Source organism: Nocardioides sp. NBC_00163, from assembly GCF_045206295.1.
Taxonomy (GTDB): domain Bacteria; phylum Actinomycetota; class Actinomycetes; order Propionibacteriales; family Nocardioidaceae; genus Nocardioides.
In genome coordinates, this window is the sequence record NZ_CP108155.1 from 4,845,363 (window position 1) to 4,862,710 (window position 17,348).

A 17,348-nucleotide genomic window follows, 5' to 3' on the forward strand; every position below is an offset into this window, starting at 1 on the left:
CCTCAGCCCGCGAACCCGGGCAGATACTCCTCGAGGATCGACCGGAACGGCGCCTCCGCGTCGAGCTGCGCCAGCACCCCGAGACCACCGAGCCAGACCCGGTGGATGAGCAGGTAGGACGGCGGCAGGTTGAGCTTGAGGCCAACCGTGTAGGCGGGATCCTTGGGGTCGTTGATCCGCTTGAACTCCTCGCGCATCCACTCCCGGGTGAACCGGAAGCGCTCCTCCAGCGCCGGGGTCACGAACGGCGCCAGGTAGTCGAGCACGTGCTGCGGCTCGACCTTGATGCCCTCGCGGATGAAGCCCACGTCGCGCAGGCCCGCGACCAGGGCATCCGCGTCGCCGGTCGCGGCGATCCGGATCAGCCGCCCCATCGGCTCGGGGAAGCCCCGCTCGGGGAGCCGCGCGGCAAGCCCGAAGTCGAGCACGGCCATGCGGCCGTCGGGAAGGACCCGGAAGTTGCCCGGATGCGGGTCGGCGTGGAGCATCCCGGTCAGCCCGGGCGCGGAGAACCAGAACCGGGCGAGCAGCTCGCCGTAGTGGTCGCGCTCCTCGGGAGTGCCCTCGGCGATCACCTTCGCGATCGAGCCCTCCGACTCCACCCACTCGGTGACGAGCACCGAGGGCCCCACCGCGACGACATCGGGGACGTCGATGAGGGGATGGTCGGCGTACGCCTCGGCGAAGACGTGCTGGGCCCCGGCCTCCTTCGGGTAGTCGAGCTCCTCGACGACCCGCTCCTGCAGCTCGGCGACCAGCGCCTTGACGTCCATCCCGGGAACCACCGCGTTGCCGATCGCCGCGACCCGGCCGATCTGGCGCAGGTCGGCTCGCAGCGCCTCGTCGGCGCCCGGGTACTGCACCTTCACCGCGACCTCGCGGCCGTCGGACCACCGGCCCCGATGCACCTGCCCGATCGAGGCCGAGGCGGCCGGTTTCTCGGAGAGCTCGACCAGTTGCTCGGACCAGTCAGTGCCGAGGTCACGGGCCAGCAGGCCGCGTACGATCCCGGTCGGCATCGGGGGAGCGGAGTCCTGGAGCCGGGTGAGCTGGGCGCGGTAGTGGGCCGCCTGCGACTCCGGCAGCGCCGCCTCCATCACCGAGAGCATCTGCCCGAACTTCATCGCGCCACCCTTGAGCTCGCCCAGGGTGCGGAACAGCTGGTCGGCCGTACGCTGGTGCACATCGGCCAGCACCGCCTCGGCGGGCTTGCCCCCGATCCGCTTTCCGAGCCCGAGCGCTTTGCGCCCGGCGTACCCCATCGGCAGCGCGGCCAGCTTCGCCGTCCGCGTCGCCGCTCGCCGCGGCAAACCTTTCGACGACCCCTCCGCCTCGTTCATGCCGCAATTGTGCCTGTCGGCTGCAACTTGCACACCCCGAAGTAGCCTTCCGGCATGACCTCTGAGCTGACGATCGTGACCCCGCTCGACCCCGCCGGGGAGGACCCGTTCGGCTGGTTGGAGGAGGTCGAAGGGGTCGAGGCGCTGGTCTGGGTCCGGGCTCGCAACGAGGAGGCTCACGCGAGCGTCGGCGCCGATCCCGTCTTCGCCAAGATCGAGGCGCAGATCCTCGAGGTCCTCGACTCCGACGACCGGGTGCCCGAGGTCTCGCGCCTCGGCGAGCATCTCTACAACTTCTGGCGCGACGCCGACCACGAGCGCGGCATCTGGCGGCGCACCACGCCGGAGTCCTACCGCACCGACACCCCCGAATGGGAGATCCTGCTCGACCTCGACGCGCTCGCCGAGGAGGAGGGTGAGAGCTGGGTCTGGCACGGTGCCTCGGTGCTCCGCCCCGAGCCCGGCGAGCCGTGGCGCAAAGTGCTCGTCGACCTCTCCCCGGGCGGCTCGGACGCCGACGTGACGAGGGAGTTCGACCTGATCACCAAGGCTTTCGTGAACCCGGCCGACGGTGGCTTCACCCGTGCCGTCGAGCAGGGCGGCGCGAAGGGCGCGCTCTCCTGGTGCGGTCCCGACGCGGTCTACGTCTTCACCGACTTCGGCCCGGGATCGCTGACTCCGAGCGGCTACCCGCGGATCGTGAAGCTGTGGCGCCGTGGCACCCCGTTCGAGGACGCGGCGGTGGTCTACGAGGGCACCGACGAGGACATGTACATCTCCGCCCGCCGCATCCACACCCCCGGCTTCGAGCGCGACCTGGTCAGCCGTTCGATCGCGTTCTACAAGTCCGAGACCTACGTCGCCACCGACCCCGGCACCCCCGAGCAGACCCTCACCAAGCTCGACATCCCCGACTCCGCCGAGGCCGGCTTCCACCGCGAGTGGCTCGTCATCGAGCTTCGCGACGAGTGGACCGTCGCCGGAACGACGTACGCCGCCGGCTCGCTGCTCGCGACCGACGCGGAGCGGTTCCTGGCCGGTGAGCGCGACCTCACCGTGCTCTTCGAGCCCACCGCGAAGACCTCGCTCGCCGGGGCGACCTGGACCCGCAACCACCTCGTCCTCAACGTGTTCGAGGACGTCAAGAACCAACTCCATGTGCTCACCCCGTCGTCCTCCGGCGAGTGGACGCGCTCCGTGTTCCCCGCGACAGACCCGGTGGCCGCGGTCGGCACCCGCGCCGTCGACGCGGTCGAGTCCGACGAGGTCTGGGTTGTCACCAGCGGCTACCTGACTCCCACGACGTACGGGCTGACCGAGATCGGTGCGGAGACGATCGAGCCGCTCAAGTCGGCGCCGGTCTGGTTCGACACCGCGGGGCTTCGCGCCGAGCAGCGCTTCGCCACCTCCGCGGACGGCACTCGGATTCCCTACTTCATCGTCGGTGCCGAGGCCGCCCTCGCCGGCAGCGGCCGACCGGCGCCGACCCTGCTCTACGGCTACGGCGGCTTCGAGATCCCGATGACGCCGGGCTACTCCGCCGGTGTCGGCCGGTCCTGGCTCAGCGAGGGCGGCGTCTACGTCGTCGCCAACATCCGCGGGGGAGGGGAGTACGGCCCGGCCTGGCACCAGGCGGCGCTCAAGGAGAACCGGCACAAGGCGTACGAGGACTTCGCCGCCGTCGCCCGCCACCTCGTCGAGACCGGCGTGACCGACGCCCAGCACCTCGGGATCCAGGGCGGCTCCAACGGCGGGCTGCTGACCGGCAACATGCTCACCCTCTACCCCGAGCTGTTCGGCGCGGTCGTGATCCAGGTGCCGCTGCTGGACATGAAGCGCTACTCGCATCTCCTCGCCGGGGCGAGCTGGATGGCCGAGTACGGCGACCCGGACGTGCCGGAGGAGTGGGAGTTCATCAAGACCTTCTCGCCCTACCACCTGCTCGACGGCGCCCGGGACTACCCGCCCGTCCTGCTCACCACCTCCACCAAGGACGACCGCGTCCACCCCGGCCACGCCCGCAAGATGGCCGCGCTCCTGGCCGCGACCGGCAAGGACGTCACCTACTACGAGAACATCGAGGGCGGCCACGGCGGCGCCGCCAACAACGCGCAGTCGGCCCACCTCTCCGCCTTCGCCTGGACCTTCCTGCGCGAGCGGCTGGGCCTGGCCTGAGCCGGGTCCGCTACTCGGGCCCGGTGGGCTCCAGGACCACGACGGGGGTGGGGTGCGAGCGGCGAGCCGCGAAGTCGTCGAGCTCGCCCCACCCGTCGTCCACGGCTGCGAGCAGCTCCCAGAGCCGGTCGCGCTCGGGGCCGACGGCCTCGCGCGCACGCACCTCGCGTACGCCGCCCTCGACCGTCTCCACGCGTGCCTCGGGATGCGCCTGCAGGTTGAGCCACCACGCCGGGGCGGGGTCGGCCCAGCCGTTCATGGCGAGCGTGGCGTAGCCGGACCCGTCGGGGACATAGGAGACGATGACCGAACGCTCCTGTCCGGTGCGGCGCCCGACCGTGGTCAGCCTGAGCATGCCAGCCCGGCCGGCGCGCGGGCGGCGCAGGAAGCGGGCCCCGCCCGCGGCGTACAGCCGGCGGTGGAACCACCACGCGGCGCGGATGAACCAGCGTGGCGGCAGCCACGGGGACTTCTTCTTCTCGTCGGTCGACATCGTTGCCTCCATGGGCAGTCAGACCCGAGATCCACTTGTCCGGCCAGCGTATCGACGGCGGCGGGCCGGTCGCTTCGGTGAGAACCCTGAGATCCGCTCCAGCCGAACGACTGACAGATACTGGGACGGTGATCTCAGATCATGGGACGCGCGATAGGGTGAGGTGACACGGCGCGACACATGGGGTTAACGTGTGGGCATGCTGAACAGCATTCTCGTACTTATCAGGCGCGTCGCCTAGGAGCCACTGGCCCCAGACGACGCGTCTCCCTCCGTTGCCCGCCGGGCCGGAGGGTTTTTTGTTGCACAAGCAGCCCAAGCCAAATGACCGAGCACAGCCCATGAGTAGACAGCTCTGATGAGTAGGACGGCGGACATGAGCGAGCAGATGACAGGCGCGCAGAGCCTGATCAAGTCGCTGGAAGCAGCGGGGGCCGAGAACATCTTCGGCATTCCGGGAGGAGCGATCCTTCCGGCGTACGACCCGCTGATGGACTCGAAGATCCGCCACATCCTCGTACGTCACGAGCAGGGCGCCGGCCACGCTGCCCAGGGCTACGCCGCCGCGACCGGCAAGGTCGGGGTCTGCATGGCCACCAGCGGCCCGGGCGCGACCAACCTGGTCACCCCGCTCGCCGACGCCAACATGGACTCCGTGCCGATGGTGGCCATCACCGGCCAGGTCGGCGCGGCGATGATCGGCACCGACGCCTTCCAGGAGGCGGACATCCGCGGCATCACGATGCCGGTCACCAAGCACAGCTTCCTCATCACCGACCCCGCGGAGATCCCGCTGCGGGTCGCTGAGGCCTTCCACCTCGCCTCCTCCGGGAGGCCGGGTCCGGTCCTCGTCGACGTCACCAAGTCGGCGTTGCAGGCCACCACCACCTACCGGTGGCCGACCGAGCTCCACCTGCCGGGCTACCGCCCGGTGACCAGGCCGCATGCCAAGCAGATCCGCGAGGCGGCGCGCCTGATGCTGGAGGCCAAGAAGCCGGTCCTGTACGTCGGTGGCGGCACGATCCGCTCCAGCGCCCACCGCGAGCTGCTGCAGCTGGCCACGCTCACCGGGATCCCGGTGGTGACCACCCTGATGGCGCGCGGCGCCTTCCCCGACTCCCACCCGCAGCACCTCGGCATGCCGGGCATGCACGGCACCGTCCCCGCCGTCGCCGGCCTGCAGAAGTCGGACCTGATCATCAGCCTCGGTGCCCGCTTCGACGACCGCGTCACCGGCAACCTGGACTCCTTCGCCCCCAACGCCAAGGTGATCCACGCCGACATCGACCCGGCCGAGATCGGCAAGAACCGCTACGCCGACGTCCCGATCGTGGGCGACGTGCGTGAGGTCCTCACCGACCTGATCACGGTGCTCACCGCCGAGAAGGAAGCCGGCAAGGAGGGCGACTACGAGGGCTGGGTCGCGTTCATGGCCGGGATCAAGAAGGCGTACCCGCTCGGCTACGACCTCCCCGCGGACGGCCTCTCGCCGCAGTACGTCATCGAGCGGCTCGGCAAGATCTCCGGCGAGGAGACGATCTTCACCGCCGGCGTCGGCCAGCACCAGATGTGGGCCGCGCAGTTCATCGGCTACGAGCACCCCAACACCTGGATCAACTCCGGTGGCCTCGGCACGATGGGCTACTCCGTCCCGGCCGCGATGGGCGCGAAGGTCGGCCGCCCGGACTCCACGGTGTGGTCGATCGACGGCGACGGCTGCTTCCAGATGACCAACCAGGAGCTGGCCACCTGCGCGATCGAGGGCATCCCGATCAAGGTCGCGATCATCAACAACGACAACCTGGGCATGGTGCGCCAGTGGCAGACGCTCTTCTACGGCGAGCGCTACTCCAACACCAACCTGCAGTCCCACGGCCAGCCCAAGCGCATCCCTGACTTCCCCAAGCTGGCCGAGGCCATGGGCTGCGTCGGACTCGCCTGCGACTCCGCCGACGACGTCGACGCCACCATCGAGAAGGCCATGGAGATCAACGACATGCCCGTCGTCGTCGACTTCCGGGTCAACAAGGACGCCATGGTGTGGCCGATGGTCGCCGCCGGCTCCTCCAACGACGAGATCCAGTACGCGCGCGACCTCGCGCCCGAGTTCGACGAGGACGACCTCTGATGAGCATCCAGCCCGTGAAGACCGGCGGCAAGCACACGCTGAGCGTCCTGGTCGAGAACAAGCCCGGCGTCCTGGCCCGCGTGGCCGCGCTCTTCTCGCGCCGCGGCTTCAACATCGAATCTCTCGCGGTGGGGCCGACCGAGCACGACGAGCTCTCCCGCATGACGGTCGTGGTCAATCTCGAGAACACCCCCCTCGAGCAGGTCACCAAGCAGCTCAACAAGCTGGTCGAGGTGATCAAGATCGTCGAGCTCGAGCCTGAGACGCGCGTCCAGCGCGCGCTCATGCTGGTCAAGATCACCGCCACCACGGAGACTCGCAGCCAGGTGCTCGACACCATCCAGCTCTTCCGGGCCAAGGTCGTCGACGTGTCCACCGACACCGTCATCGTCCAGCTCGCCGGCAACACCGGGAAGCTCAACGACTTCCTCCGGGTCATCGAGCCCTTCGGCATCCGTGAGCTCTCCCAGTCCGGCATGGTCGGCATGGGCCGCGGCTCCCGGTCGATCTCCGAGCGCAGCCTGCGATCCGTGGCTGTGCCTGCTCCGCCTTCCGCGGTCTGAGCCGGGCGGAATACCCGGTTAACCGGGTATTCCTGCACTTCTCTGGCATTGCAACACCTGAGAAGTGCAGGAAAACCCCGATAAGTTCCCCAGAATCACCAAACCCAAAGGAGAAGCCCTCGTGGCTGAGATTTTCTACGACGACGACGCCGACCTCGCGCTGATCCAGGCGAAGAAGGTTGCCGTCATCGGCTACGGCAGCCAGGGCCACGCCCACGCGCTCAACCTGCGTGACTCCGGTGTGGACGTGCGCATCGGCCTGCAGCCCGGTTCGAAGTCGACCCCCAAGGCCGAGGAGGAGGGCTTCAAGGTCCTCGCGCCGGCCGACGCCGCGGCCGAGGCCGACGTGATCGTCATCCTCGCCCCCGACCAGCACCAGCGTGGTCTCTACAACGACCAGCTCGCGCCCCACGTGACCGCCGGCAAGACCCTCGTCTTCGGCCACGGCTTCAACGTGCGCTTCGGCTACATCAAGGCGCCCGAGGGCGTCGACGTGATCCTGGTCGCCCCGAAGGCCCCGGGCCACACCGTCCGTCGTGAGTACGTCGCCGGCCGCGGCATCCCGGACATCATCGCCGTGGAGCAGGACGCCTCCGGGTCCGCGTGGGACCTCGCGAAGTCGTACGCCAAGGGCATCGGCGGCACCCGCGCCGGCGTCATCAAGACGACCTTCACCGAGGAGACCGAGACCGACCTCTTCGGCGAGCAGGCTGTCCTCTGCGGCGGCGTGTCCCACCTGGTCCAGGCCGGGTTCGAGACGCTCACCGAGGCCGGCTACCAGCCCGAGATCGCCTACTTCGAGGTGCTCCACGAGCTCAAGCTCATCGTGGACCTGATGTGGGAGGGCGGCATCGCCAAGCAGCGCTGGTCGATCTCGGACACCGCTGAGTACGGCGACTACGTCTCCGGCCCGCGGGTCATCGGCCCGAAGGTCAAGGAGACCATGCAGCAGGTGCTCGCCGAGATCCAGGACGGCTCCTTCGCCGCCCGCTTCATCGCCGACCAGGACAACGGCGCGGCCGAGTTCCAGAAGCTGCGCGAGGAGGAGGCCGGTCACCCGATCGAGGCCACCGGCAAGGCCCTGCGCGCCCACTTCTCGTGGAGCCAGTCCGACGACGACTACACCGAGGGAAGCGCAGCGAGGTAACGAGCTCGCGAGCGCCAGCGAGCGTTGGCTTGTTCGCCGAGCAAGCGACCCAGCGGCCCGAAGGGTCGCTCGGGCTCAGCCGCCCGCTGACCCCAACTGTTCGTCAAAACCCAAGCCGAGTCGGCGCGTTCTAACGCGCCGACTCGGCTGGATTTGTGGTCAGCTTGCGCCGACTCGGCGGGTTACTTGACCTCGGACTTGAGGACCAGGCGGAGGCCGACGATCGTAGGGATGATCAGCCAGATCAGGCTGGCGACCCCCAGCTGTGCCCACATCTTGGCGGTCGTCTCGGAGTAGAGGTTCATGGTCGCCCAGTTGAGGTCGAACCAGTTGGCGTGCTCGGCCCACCAGGTGTTGGTCGACGCCAGGGCCGAAGAGACGGTCGGGAGGACGAGGGAGTAGACGAAGTAGGCGACGATGGCTGCCGGGGAGCTGCGGAAGACCATGCCGAGCATGAAGCCCATGAACATCCCGATCTCCTGGACCAGGGTGACCCGGGCGAGCTCGCCGAAGGAGAGGTTCCAGACCGGGTCGAGGTCCATGATGGTGGCGGCGCCGAGGTAGCCGAGCGCGCCGACGACCGCCGCGACCGCGATCGAGACGACGCCGACCATGGCGGTGACCAGTGCCTTCGCGGCGATGACCCGACCTCGCCCGGGCACCAGGGTGAACGTGGTCAGAGCGCTGCGGGCGCTCCACTCGCTGGTGACGGCGAGCACCGCGATCATCGGCAGGATCACCGAGATCGGGATGCCCCAGGCGGTAGCGAAGCTCTCGTAGTCGAGGTCGTCGGCGTTCACGAAGATGAGCATCGCGGCGGTCGCGGCCAGGGCGAGCACGACCAGGCTGGCCATCAGCCAGAACCCGGACCGGGTGTCGAACATCTTGCGCAGCTCGACGCCGGCGATACGGCCGAAGGGGATCGGGGCGGGCACGGCCCGCTCGCGGCGGCGTACCGCGGCGGGGTTGACCGGCTCCGGGGCGATGGTCGTGGTGGTCATGCTGCGTTCCCTTCCAGGGTTTCGAGATGGTCGCGCTGGGTCTCGGCGGTGAGCTGGAGGAACATCTCCTCCAGGCCGGCGCCGTCGGCGGCGCGGAGCTCGGTCAGCACGAGCCCGGTGTCGAAGGCGATCTGGCCGACGGTGGTGAGGTCGGCGTCGGTTAGGACGGCTCCCTCGGTGGTGAGCTCGGCGGTGTGGCCGGCCCGCTGGAGGGCTCGGCCGAGTGAGGTGGGATCACTGGAACGGGCGTACGTCTCGCCGCTGGTGAGCAGCTCCTGCTTGGTGCCCTGCGCCACGATGCGGCCGTTGCCGATGACCACGATGTCGTCGGCGATCACCTCGATCTCGTGCAGCAGGTGCGAGGAGAGCAGCACGGTGCCGCCGTCGTCGGCGAAGCCACGCAGCAGGTCACGCATCCAGCGGATGCCGGCCGGGTCGAGGCCGTTGGCCGGCTCGTCGAGGATCAGCACCTCGGGGTCGCCGATCAGGGCCGTCGCGATGCCGAGCCGCTGCCGCATCCCGAGGGAGTAGTTGCGTACGCGACGACCGGCCTCCTCCTCGGTCAGGCTCACCCGGTCGAGGGTCTCGGCGACGCTGGACTTCGGCAGCCCCATGGTGCGGGCGGCCAGGGTCAGGATCTCCCGGCCGGTGCGGCCGCCGTGCTGGGCGGAGGCGTCCAGCAGCACCCCGACCTCGCGACCGGGGTTGGGCAGCTGGGAGAAGTGGCGGCCCAGGAGGTGGGCGCTGCCGGAGGACGGATCGGTGAGTCCGACCAGGATGCGCATGGTCGTGGACTTGCCGGCGCCGTTGGGGCCGAGAAAGCCGGTCACCCGGCCGGGCTCGGCGGTGAAGGTCACGTTGTCGACGGCCGTGAACCTGCCGTACCTCTTGGAGAGGGCATCGATCTGGATCATGCTCCGAGCCTGGTGCCAGGCGGCCCTCGGGCGCGTCGGGCAGATCCCTGGCGGGTGCCTGGACCTTCCCCTGATCTCCCCTGAGACCGTCTCGGGGTAGATCAGTCCGCTGTGGAATGTTTCGTACCGGACGAAACGTTCTCAGAGCATGCGTATTGATGTCTGGTCCGACGTTGTCTGTCCTTGGTGCTACATCGGCAAGCGCCACCTCGAGGAAGCCCTGGAGCGCTTCGAGCACAGCGACGACGTCGAGATCGTCTACCACTCCTTCGAACTCGACCCCAGCGCGCCGCAGGTGCCCGTCGAGACCACGGTCGAGGCCCTGGCGAAGAAGTTCGGCGCCTCGGTCGACCAGGCCCGCGAGATGATGAAGCAGGCCAACGTGCCCGCCGCCGCGGCCGGGCTCGAGTTCCGTCACGAGGACACCCCGCACGCGCGGACCATCGACGCCCACCGGCTGCTCCACCTGGCCAAGGCCGAGGGCAAGCAGGCCGTGCTCAAGGAGGAGCTGCTCGCGGCGTACTTCACCCGCGGTGAGTCGATGGGCGACCACGCCGTCCTGAAGCAGGCCGCGGTGAACGTCGGCCTCGACGCCGGCCGGGTGGACGAGGTCCTCGCGAGCGACGAGTTCGCCGGCGACGTGCAGGCCGACATCGACCAAGCCCGCGCCTACGGCGCGACCGGGGTGCCGTTCTACGTCGTCGAGGGGAAGTACGGCGTCTCCGGCGCCCAGCCGACCGACCTGTTCAGCCAGCTCCTGGAGAAGGTGCACGCCGAGACCAAGCCGGCGCTCACGCTCGTCGGCGAGGGCGACGCCTGCGGTCCCGACGGCTGCGCGATCTGAGCCGCCGGGCCGGAACGGCCTAGCGCTTGGTGGCGAGCAGGACGCTGGTGTCGGCGGCGACCATGACCTCGACGGTGGTGAAGCGCTCGTCGGTGAGCCAGGACTCGCGCAGGCTGTCGACGCGGCCGTAGACGATCGGCGGCCACAGGTCGGTGGGGATGAGGTCGTCGATGACGACGATGCCGCCCTCCTCGACGAGGTCGGAGAGCTGGTCGGGGGAGACCCCGCCGGGGGTCTCGGCGTCGAGGAAGAGCAGCGCGAACGGGCCACGGTCGCGCAGGATGCCCCAGTCGGCTGCGATCACCTCGACCTGCGAGTCGTCGGCGAAGATCTCGGCGGCCTCCTTCGCTAGGTGCTCGTCGAGCTCGGCGGAGACGATGTGGGCGGCCTCCCCGCGTACGCCGCTTCGCAGCCACGCGGTGCCGACACCGCACCCGGTGCCGAACTCGGCCATGGTGCCGCTCCGGGTGGCCGCCAGAGTCGCCAGCAGCCGCCCGGTCTCGTTGCGGCAGAACGACACATAGCCCGCGCGACGGGAGACGTCGAAGGCGCGGGTCACGATGTCCGGAAGCTCTGGGGGTGCACTCACAGGGCCAGTCTTCCCGATATCGCGTGTGAGCGCGCGCACGGGTGTCTCGGATGGCGGACCATTCGTCCAGATCTGCTCTCTGGAAGCGTCTGCCGGGTTAACGTCAGAACACCATGCGGAGCATTTTTCTCGTACTCGAGTGCCGCGACGGGGCCCGGCGGTAACGACCGCAGGAGAAGCCACCTCGTCGCGGTGGCTTCCGTCTTCCAAAGACCCCGGCTTCTCTCCCACACCCTCTGTTTCCCCGATGTGTGAAGGAAAGAAGCCATGTACGCGATGTACCCCGAGAGCCCTGCCGAATACAACAAGGGCCGCGAGTGGGGCCCGGCGAGCCACGACCCCGACAACCCGCACAGCGTCGAGAACACCATCGCCGCGGTGCAGCAGGCGCTCGACCTGCGGGACAACGGCGGCCAGCTGCCCGACGACAACTAGTCTCGCCGTATGTCTACGACCAACCTCGCAGTGATCCCCGGCGACGGCATCGGACCGGAGGTGACCGCCGAGGCGCTGAAGGTGCTCGAGATCGCCTCTCCGGTGAAGTTCGAGCAGACCCGCTACGACCTCGGCGCCGAGCGCTATCTCGCCACCGGTGAGGTGCTCCCCGAGTCCGTTCTCGCCGAGATCAAGGAGCAGGACGCCATCCTGCTCGGCGCGATCGGCGGCAAGCCGAACGACCCGAACCTGCCTCCCGGAATCCTGGAGCGCGGGCTCCTGCTCAAGCTCCGTTTCGAGCTGGACCACTACGTCAACCTGCGTCCGTCGCGACTCTTCCCGGGGGCGATCTCCCCGCTGTCGCCGGCCGTGCTCGACAAGGGCGAGATCGACTTCGTCGTGGTGCGCGAGGGCACCGAGGGGCTCTATGTCGGCAACGGTGGCGCGATGCGGGTCGGAACCCCGCACGAGGTCGCCACCGAGACCTCGATCAACACCGCCTACGGCGTGGAGCGGGTCGTACGCGACGCCTTCGCCCGTGCCCAGGCGCGCCCGCGCAAGAAGCTGACCCTGGTCCACAAGACCAACGTGCTCGTCAACGCCGGCTCGCTGTGGTGGCGGATCACCCAGCAGGTCGCCGAGGAGTTCCCCGACGTCGCCGTGGACTACCTCCACATCGACGCGGTGATGATCTTCCTCGCCACCGACCCGGCCCGCTTCGACGTGATCGTCACCGACAACATCTTCGGCGACATCATCACCGACCTCGCCGCCGCCATCACCGGCGGCATCGGCCTGGCCGCCTCCGGCAACATCAACTCCTCCCGGGAGTTCCCCTCGATGTTCGAGCCGGTCCACGGCTCCGCCCCCGACATCGCCGGCCAGCAGAAGGCGGACCCCACCGCGGCCATCCTGTCCGGGGCCCTTCTGCTCGAGCACCTCGGTCACCCCGAGGCTGCCGCCGCCATCGACGCCGCCGTGCTCGCCGACCTCTCCGAGCGCGGTTCCGAGCCACGTACGACCTCCGAGGTCGGCGACGCGATCGCCGCCCGCGTAGCCAGCTAGACGCTCATCCCCGAAGGGGCCGGGCGCAGACGAATCTGCGCCCGGCCCCTTCGTCCGTCCGCATCACTTACCCCTGCCGCAATGGCACAGCACTCGTAGAACAGGACTAATCTCATGGTCATGGAGATCAGCACCACATTGTCGACCCAACCGGCCACCGACAAGCAGCTCGCGGAGGTCCTGGCGAACCCAGGCTTCGGCAACCATTTCACCGATCACATGCTCACCGTCGAGTGGACGCCCGAACAGGGCTGGCACAACGGTCGCATCGAGGCGTACGCACCGCTCAGCCTGGACCCGTCGGCAGCCGTGCTGCACTACGCCCAGGAGATCTTCGAGGGGATGAAGGCCTACCGGCACGCGGACGGCTCGATCTGGTCGTTCCGGCCCGAGGCCAACGCCGCCCGGATGGCCCGCTCGAGCGAGCGGCTCGCGCTGCCCGTCCTCGAGATCGAGGACTTCGTGCAGACCGTCTTCGACCTGGTCAAGGTCGACCAGCGCTGGGTGCCCGAGGCCTCGGAGAGCGATGAGAAGAGCCTCTACCTGCGGCCCTTCATGTTCGCTTCGGAGTCGTTCCTCGGCGTGCGCCCGGCCCAGCACGTGACCTACATGGTCATCGCCTCACCCGCCGGTTCCTACTTCAAGGGCGGCGTGAAGCCGGTCCGGATCTGGCTCACCGAGGACTACACCCGCGCCGGCCGCGGCGGCATGGGCGCGGCCAAGACCGGCGGCAACTACGCCTCCTCCCTGGTCGCCCAGGCCGAGGCGTCGGCCAACGGCTGCGACCAGGTGGTCTTCCTGGACGCGCAGGAGGGCAAGTACGTCGAGGAGCTCGGCGGCATGAACCTCTACTTCGTCCACGCCGACGGCCGGATCGTCACCCCCGAGACCGGCACGATCCTCGAGGGAATCACCCGCGCCTCCATCATCGAGCTCGCGGGCAAGCTCGGCTACACCGTCGAGGAGCGCAAGTTCGCCATCGACGAGTGGAAGGCCGGCGTCGAGTCCGGCGAGATCACCGAGGTCTTCGCCTGCGGCACTGCCGCCGTCGTCACCCCGGTCGGTGAGCTCGTCCACGAGGGCGGCTCCATCGCCTCCGCCGGTGAGGGCGAGGTCTGGAAGACCATCCGCAAGCAGCTCGTCGACATCCAGTTCGGCCGGGCCGAGGACACCTTCGGCTGGATGCGCAAGATCGTCTAGCCGAGAGGTCACGTACGCAGGTCGAGGCGTCACTCCCGCGAATCGACATGGCAGATCGGTGCCGTGTCGGCCGACGCGAGCGACGTCTCGGCCGACGCGGGTGACGCCTGGGCGGGGTGTCGGCTGCGGCGGATAAGGTTTGTCTCGTGACGACAGCCCCTCGCCGTCTCCCGGCGACCCAACGGGACACCGTTGGTGACTACGACCTGCTCTCCCTGCTGGGACAGGGCGGGATGGGACGGGTCCATCTGGCCAGCCACCGCACGAGCGGTGAGCGGGTGGCGCTGAAGGTGCTGCGTACCCAGTTCGTGGGGGACGAGGAGGGCCGCCATCGGCTCGCGCGCGAGGTCTCCTCGCTGCAGCGGGTGCGGAGCAGGTGGGTGGCCGGCGTGGTCGGCGCCGACCCGTGGGGTGAGGTGCCGTGGCTGGCCACCCGCTACGTCCCGGGGCCGACGCTGCACGACAAGATCGTCAACGAGGGCGTGCTCTCGCGCGAGGAGGTCGAGCAGCTGGCCAGCGATCTGGCCGAGGGCATCGCCGACTGCCATGCCGTCGGCGTCCTCCACCGCGACATCAAGCCGGCCAACATCATCATGGAGGGGCGTACGCCCATCCTGATCGACTTCGGGCTCGCCCGCGTGGCCGACGACCCGAAGATCACCGTGACCGGCCTGCTGATCGGCACCCCCGGTTACCTGCCGCCCGAGATCGCGGTCGGCGACCCGGCCACCCCGGCCTCGGACGTGCACTCGTGGGCCTCCGTGGTGGCGTACGCAGCGACCGGCCGGCCGCCCTTCGGCGAGGGCAACTCGATGAAGCTGATGGACCGCGCCCGGCGCGGTGAGCACGACCTCGAGGGGGTGCCGCAGCCGCTGCGCGGGCTGCTCGGCCAGGCGCTCTCACCCGACCCCACGGACCGGCCGACGCTGGACGAGGTGCGCGAGTGGCTGCGTACGCCGCGCCGGCCGTTCGTGCACAGGCCGGTCGAGCAGCTCTCGCTGAGTGACCGGGCCGAGCGCGAGAAGGCCACCACCCCGGCCGCGCCGTTCACCCCTCTTCGTCAGCGCAAGCCGCGCCAGGACAGCGGCCTGGAGAAGCTGCGCCGCGGGGCCGTCTGGCTCGGCCTGCTCGCCTTCGCCGTTGGCGTGATCGCCGCCTTCCCGAGCGTCGGCTTCTGGGCCGTGCTCGGCGCGGCGTGGCTGATCCGCGCCGCCACGCTGGCCGCCGGCGATCTGCGCCGGTGGCGGTGGTATCGCGGTCGCAAGTGGCACGACGCGCCCCGGCTGCTGATCGGCGCTCCCTGGCGGCTGGTCCGTTCGCTCCCGAAGACGTTCGTCGTCGGGGTGTGGGGCTTCGGGTTCGTGGTGGCGGCGGTGCTGCTCGGTTTCGCCCTGCAGCTCTCCCTCGAGGCGGCGCTGGGCTTCGCCGGCCTGGCGTTCGTCGGCGCGCTGTGGACCGGCTCCGGACGCGACCGGCTGCGGGACCCGGTGACCAAGACGGTCCATCGGATCTCGGCGCGATGGGTGCCGTGGATCCTCGGGTTCGCCGTCGTCGTCACCCTGGCGCTCTTCCCGATCCAGACCCTCGCCGAGGATGGCTCGCAGTTCTCCGGCGGCGACGAGCCGTGGTGGGTCGAGCTCCTCGGCTGGTGAGACGCCCGTCCCCCGGGATGGGATTTCGTGGCAGTATCAGGGCCATGACGACGTACGTCATCATCATTCGCTAGCGCGTCGAGCCTTGCCCGACGCGCCACCCTCTCGTTCCCGAGAGGGTTTTTTGTTGCCCAGCCCAGCCCAGCCCGAGGACCCGAGGACACAGAGCCATGGAATTCCACGTCTACGACACCACCCTGCGCGACGGTGCGCAGCAGGAGGGCCTGAACCTCAGCGTCGCCGACAAGCTCGCGATCGCCCGGCACCTCGACGGCCTGGGCGTCGGGTTCATCGAGGGCGGCTGGCCCGGCGCGAACCCGAAGGACACCGAGTTCTTCAAGCGGGCCGTCTCCGAGCTCGACCTCAAGCACGCGCGGCTGGCGGCGTTCGGGTCGACGCGCCGGGCCGGCGTGAGGGCTGCTGACGACCCGCAGGTCGCCGCGCTCCGCGACTCCGGGGCGTCGGTCGTCACCCTCGTCGCCAAGTCCCACGACCGCCACGTCGAGCTCGCGCTGCGCACCACGCTCGAGGAGAACCTCGCGATGATCCGCGACACGGTCTCCCACCTGCGCGAAGAGGGCCAGCAGGTCTTCCTCGACGCCGAGCACTTCTTCGACGGCTACCGGGCCAACCGCGACTACGCGCTGGAGGTCCTGAAGACGGCCTACGAGGCGGGTGCCGAGGTGGTCGCGCTGTGCGACACCAACGGCGGGATGCTGCCGGGCTGGGTGGCCGACGTCGTCCACGACGTCCGCAGCGCCACCCAGGGGGCGGTCGGCATCCACTGTCACAACGACACCGGGTGCGCGGTCGCCAACTCGCTGGCCGCCGTCGACGCCGGCGCGATGCACGTCCAGGGCTGCATCAACGGCTACGGGGAGCGTACGGGCAACGCCGACCTCGTCTCCGTGGTCGCCAACCTGCAGCTGAAGCTGGGCCGCGAGGTGCTGCCGACGGGCCTGCTCGGCGAGGCGACCCGCGTCGCGCACGCGGTGGCCGAGGTGACCAACGTGCCGCCCGCGGGCCGACAGCCCTACGTCGGTGCCTCCGCGTTCACCCACAAGGCCGGGCTGCACGCCTCCGCGATCAAGGTGGACCCCAACCTCTACCAGCACATGGACCCGGCCGGCGTCGGCAACGACATGCGGCTGCTGGTCTCGGACATGGCTGGGCGGGCCTCGATCGAGTTGAAGGGGCGCGAGCTCGGCTACGACCTCTCCGACGACCGCGACCTGGTGACCCGGGTGACCGAGCGGGTCAAGGAGGCCGAACAGCGTGGCTACACCTTCGAGGCGGCCGACGCCTCCTTCGAGCTGCTCCTGATCGAGGAGGTCGAGGGCGCCCGGCCGTCGTTCTTCGACGTCGAGTCCTGGCGGGTCATCTCCGAGGCCCGCGGTGGCGGCCCGGAGACCAGCTCGACGACCGAGGCGATCGTGAAGATCCACGCCGACGGCGTACGTCACGTCGAGACCGGCGAGGGCAACGGCCCGGTCAACGCGCTCGACCAGGCGCTGCGGGCCGCGATCACGCGTGCCTTCCCGGTGGTCGCCGACTTCGACCTGATCGACTTCAAGGTGCGGCTCTTCGACCAGGGACACGGCACCGACGCCAGGACGCGGGTGCTGATCGAGACCTCCGACGGCACGACGTCGTGGACGACTGTGGGTGTCGGGTCGAACGTGATCGAGGCGTCGTGGGAAGCCCTGGTCGACGGGCTCACCTTCGGCCTGCGCCGGCATGTGGGAGAGACCACACCCCCGGGGGCCGCTGTCACGGAATGATTCCCCGGGGCGCGGGCGTTC

15 protein-coding genes are annotated in these 17,348 nt (G+C 69.6%); 10 read left to right on the plus strand and 5 right to left on the minus strand.

The annotated features are described in order from the left end of the window. Nucleotides 1–2 precede the first annotated feature (2 nt). Nucleotides 3–1,340, minus strand: a complete 1,338-nt coding sequence (locus OG801_RS23255) for an ABC1 kinase family protein (protein ID WP_406031578.1) — start codon at nucleotides 1,338–1,340, stop codon at nucleotides 3–5. Between the two features lie 54 nt (nucleotides 1,341–1,394). Here OG801_RS23255 and OG801_RS23260 point away from each other — a divergent pair, with 54 nt between their 5' ends. After that, nucleotides 1,395–3,515, plus strand: a complete 2,121-nt coding sequence (locus OG801_RS23260) for a prolyl oligopeptidase family protein (protein WP_406031579.1) — start codon at nucleotides 1,395–1,397, stop codon at nucleotides 3,513–3,515. Between the two features lie 10 nt (nucleotides 3,516–3,525). Here OG801_RS23260 and OG801_RS23265 read toward each other — a convergent pair whose 3' ends face one another. Then, nucleotides 3,526–4,008 (minus strand): nitroreductase/quinone reductase family protein, encoded by a 483-nt coding sequence (locus OG801_RS23265; RefSeq protein ID WP_406031580.1) that lies wholly within the window; start codon nucleotides 4,006–4,008, stop codon nucleotides 3,526–3,528. Between the two features lie 376 nt (nucleotides 4,009–4,384). On the opposite strand from OG801_RS23265, the gene OG801_RS23270 reads away from it, so the two are divergent. The 3 genes from OG801_RS23270 to ilvC all read left to right on the plus strand — a co-directional run bounded on the left by OG801_RS23270 (nucleotide 4,385) and on the right by ilvC (nucleotide 7,846). Beyond that, nucleotides 4,385–6,136, plus strand: a complete 1,752-nt coding sequence (locus tag OG801_RS23270; protein WP_406031581.1) for an acetolactate synthase large subunit — start codon at nucleotides 4,385–4,387, stop codon at nucleotides 6,134–6,136. After that, the gene (gene ilvN, locus OG801_RS23275) at nucleotides 6,136–6,699 is read left to right on the plus strand and encodes an acetolactate synthase small subunit (protein WP_141792540.1); all 564 of its coding nucleotides are present in this window, start codon (nucleotides 6,136–6,138) and stop codon (nucleotides 6,697–6,699) included. The genes OG801_RS23270 and ilvN overlap by 1 nt, the downstream gene beginning before the upstream one ends. Before the next feature lie 121 nt (nucleotides 6,700–6,820). Next, nucleotides 6,821–7,846 (plus strand): ketol-acid reductoisomerase, encoded by a 1,026-nt coding sequence (gene ilvC / locus OG801_RS23280; protein WP_406031582.1) that lies wholly within the window; start codon nucleotides 6,821–6,823, stop codon nucleotides 7,844–7,846. Nucleotides 7,847–8,028: 182 nt separating this feature from the next. On the opposite strand, the gene OG801_RS23285 is transcribed toward ilvC, so the two are convergent. Next, nucleotides 8,029–8,847: an ABC transporter permease gene (locus OG801_RS23285; RefSeq protein ID WP_355021030.1), complete on the minus strand. Its 819-nt coding sequence runs from the start codon at nucleotides 8,845–8,847 to the stop codon at nucleotides 8,029–8,031. Then, on the minus strand, nucleotides 8,844–9,761 hold the full coding sequence (locus OG801_RS23290; RefSeq protein WP_355021029.1) for an ATP-binding cassette domain-containing protein: 918 nt from the start codon (nucleotides 9,759–9,761) through the stop codon (nucleotides 8,844–8,846). Before OG801_RS23290 ends, OG801_RS23285 begins: the two co-directional genes overlap by 4 nt. A gap of 148 nt (nucleotides 9,762–9,909) precedes the next feature. Between OG801_RS23290 and OG801_RS23295 the strand changes: the two genes are divergently transcribed. Next, entirely contained in the window at nucleotides 9,910–10,605 is a 696-nt protein-coding gene (locus OG801_RS23295) for a DsbA family oxidoreductase (RefSeq protein WP_406031583.1), read from the plus strand. Between the two features lie 19 nt (nucleotides 10,606–10,624). Here OG801_RS23295 and OG801_RS23300 read toward each other — a convergent pair whose 3' ends face one another. Continuing rightward, on the minus strand, nucleotides 10,625–11,194 hold the full coding sequence (locus OG801_RS23300) for a class I SAM-dependent methyltransferase (protein ID WP_355021027.1): 570 nt from the start codon (nucleotides 11,192–11,194) through the stop codon (nucleotides 10,625–10,627). A 267-nt stretch (nucleotides 11,195–11,461) separates the two neighbouring features. On the opposite strand from OG801_RS23300, the gene OG801_RS23305 reads away from it, so the two are divergent. From OG801_RS23305 to cimA, 5 genes are all read left to right on the plus strand, one after another. After that, nucleotides 11,462–11,629 (plus strand): hypothetical protein, encoded by a 168-nt coding sequence (locus OG801_RS23305; RefSeq protein WP_355021026.1) that lies wholly within the window; start codon nucleotides 11,462–11,464, stop codon nucleotides 11,627–11,629. Between the two features lie 9 nt (nucleotides 11,630–11,638). Beyond that, entirely contained in the window at nucleotides 11,639–12,694 is a 1,056-nt protein-coding gene (locus tag OG801_RS23310) for a 3-isopropylmalate dehydrogenase (protein ID WP_406031584.1), read from the plus strand. A gap of 120 nt (nucleotides 12,695–12,814) precedes the next feature. After that, complete coding sequence (locus OG801_RS23315) at nucleotides 12,815–13,894, plus strand: branched-chain amino acid aminotransferase (RefSeq protein ID WP_406031585.1); 1,080 nt, start codon at nucleotides 12,815–12,817, stop codon at nucleotides 13,892–13,894. 146 nt (nucleotides 13,895–14,040) lie between these two features. Then, the gene (locus OG801_RS23320; RefSeq protein ID WP_406031586.1) at nucleotides 14,041–15,546 is read left to right on the plus strand and encodes a serine/threonine-protein kinase; all 1,506 of its coding nucleotides are present in this window, start codon (nucleotides 14,041–14,043) and stop codon (nucleotides 15,544–15,546) included. Nucleotides 15,547–15,716: 170 nt separating this feature from the next. Next, the gene (cimA, locus tag OG801_RS23325) at nucleotides 15,717–17,327 is read left to right on the plus strand and encodes a citramalate synthase (protein WP_406031587.1); all 1,611 of its coding nucleotides are present in this window, start codon (nucleotides 15,717–15,719) and stop codon (nucleotides 17,325–17,327) included. Nucleotides 17,328–17,348 lie beyond the last annotated feature (21 nt).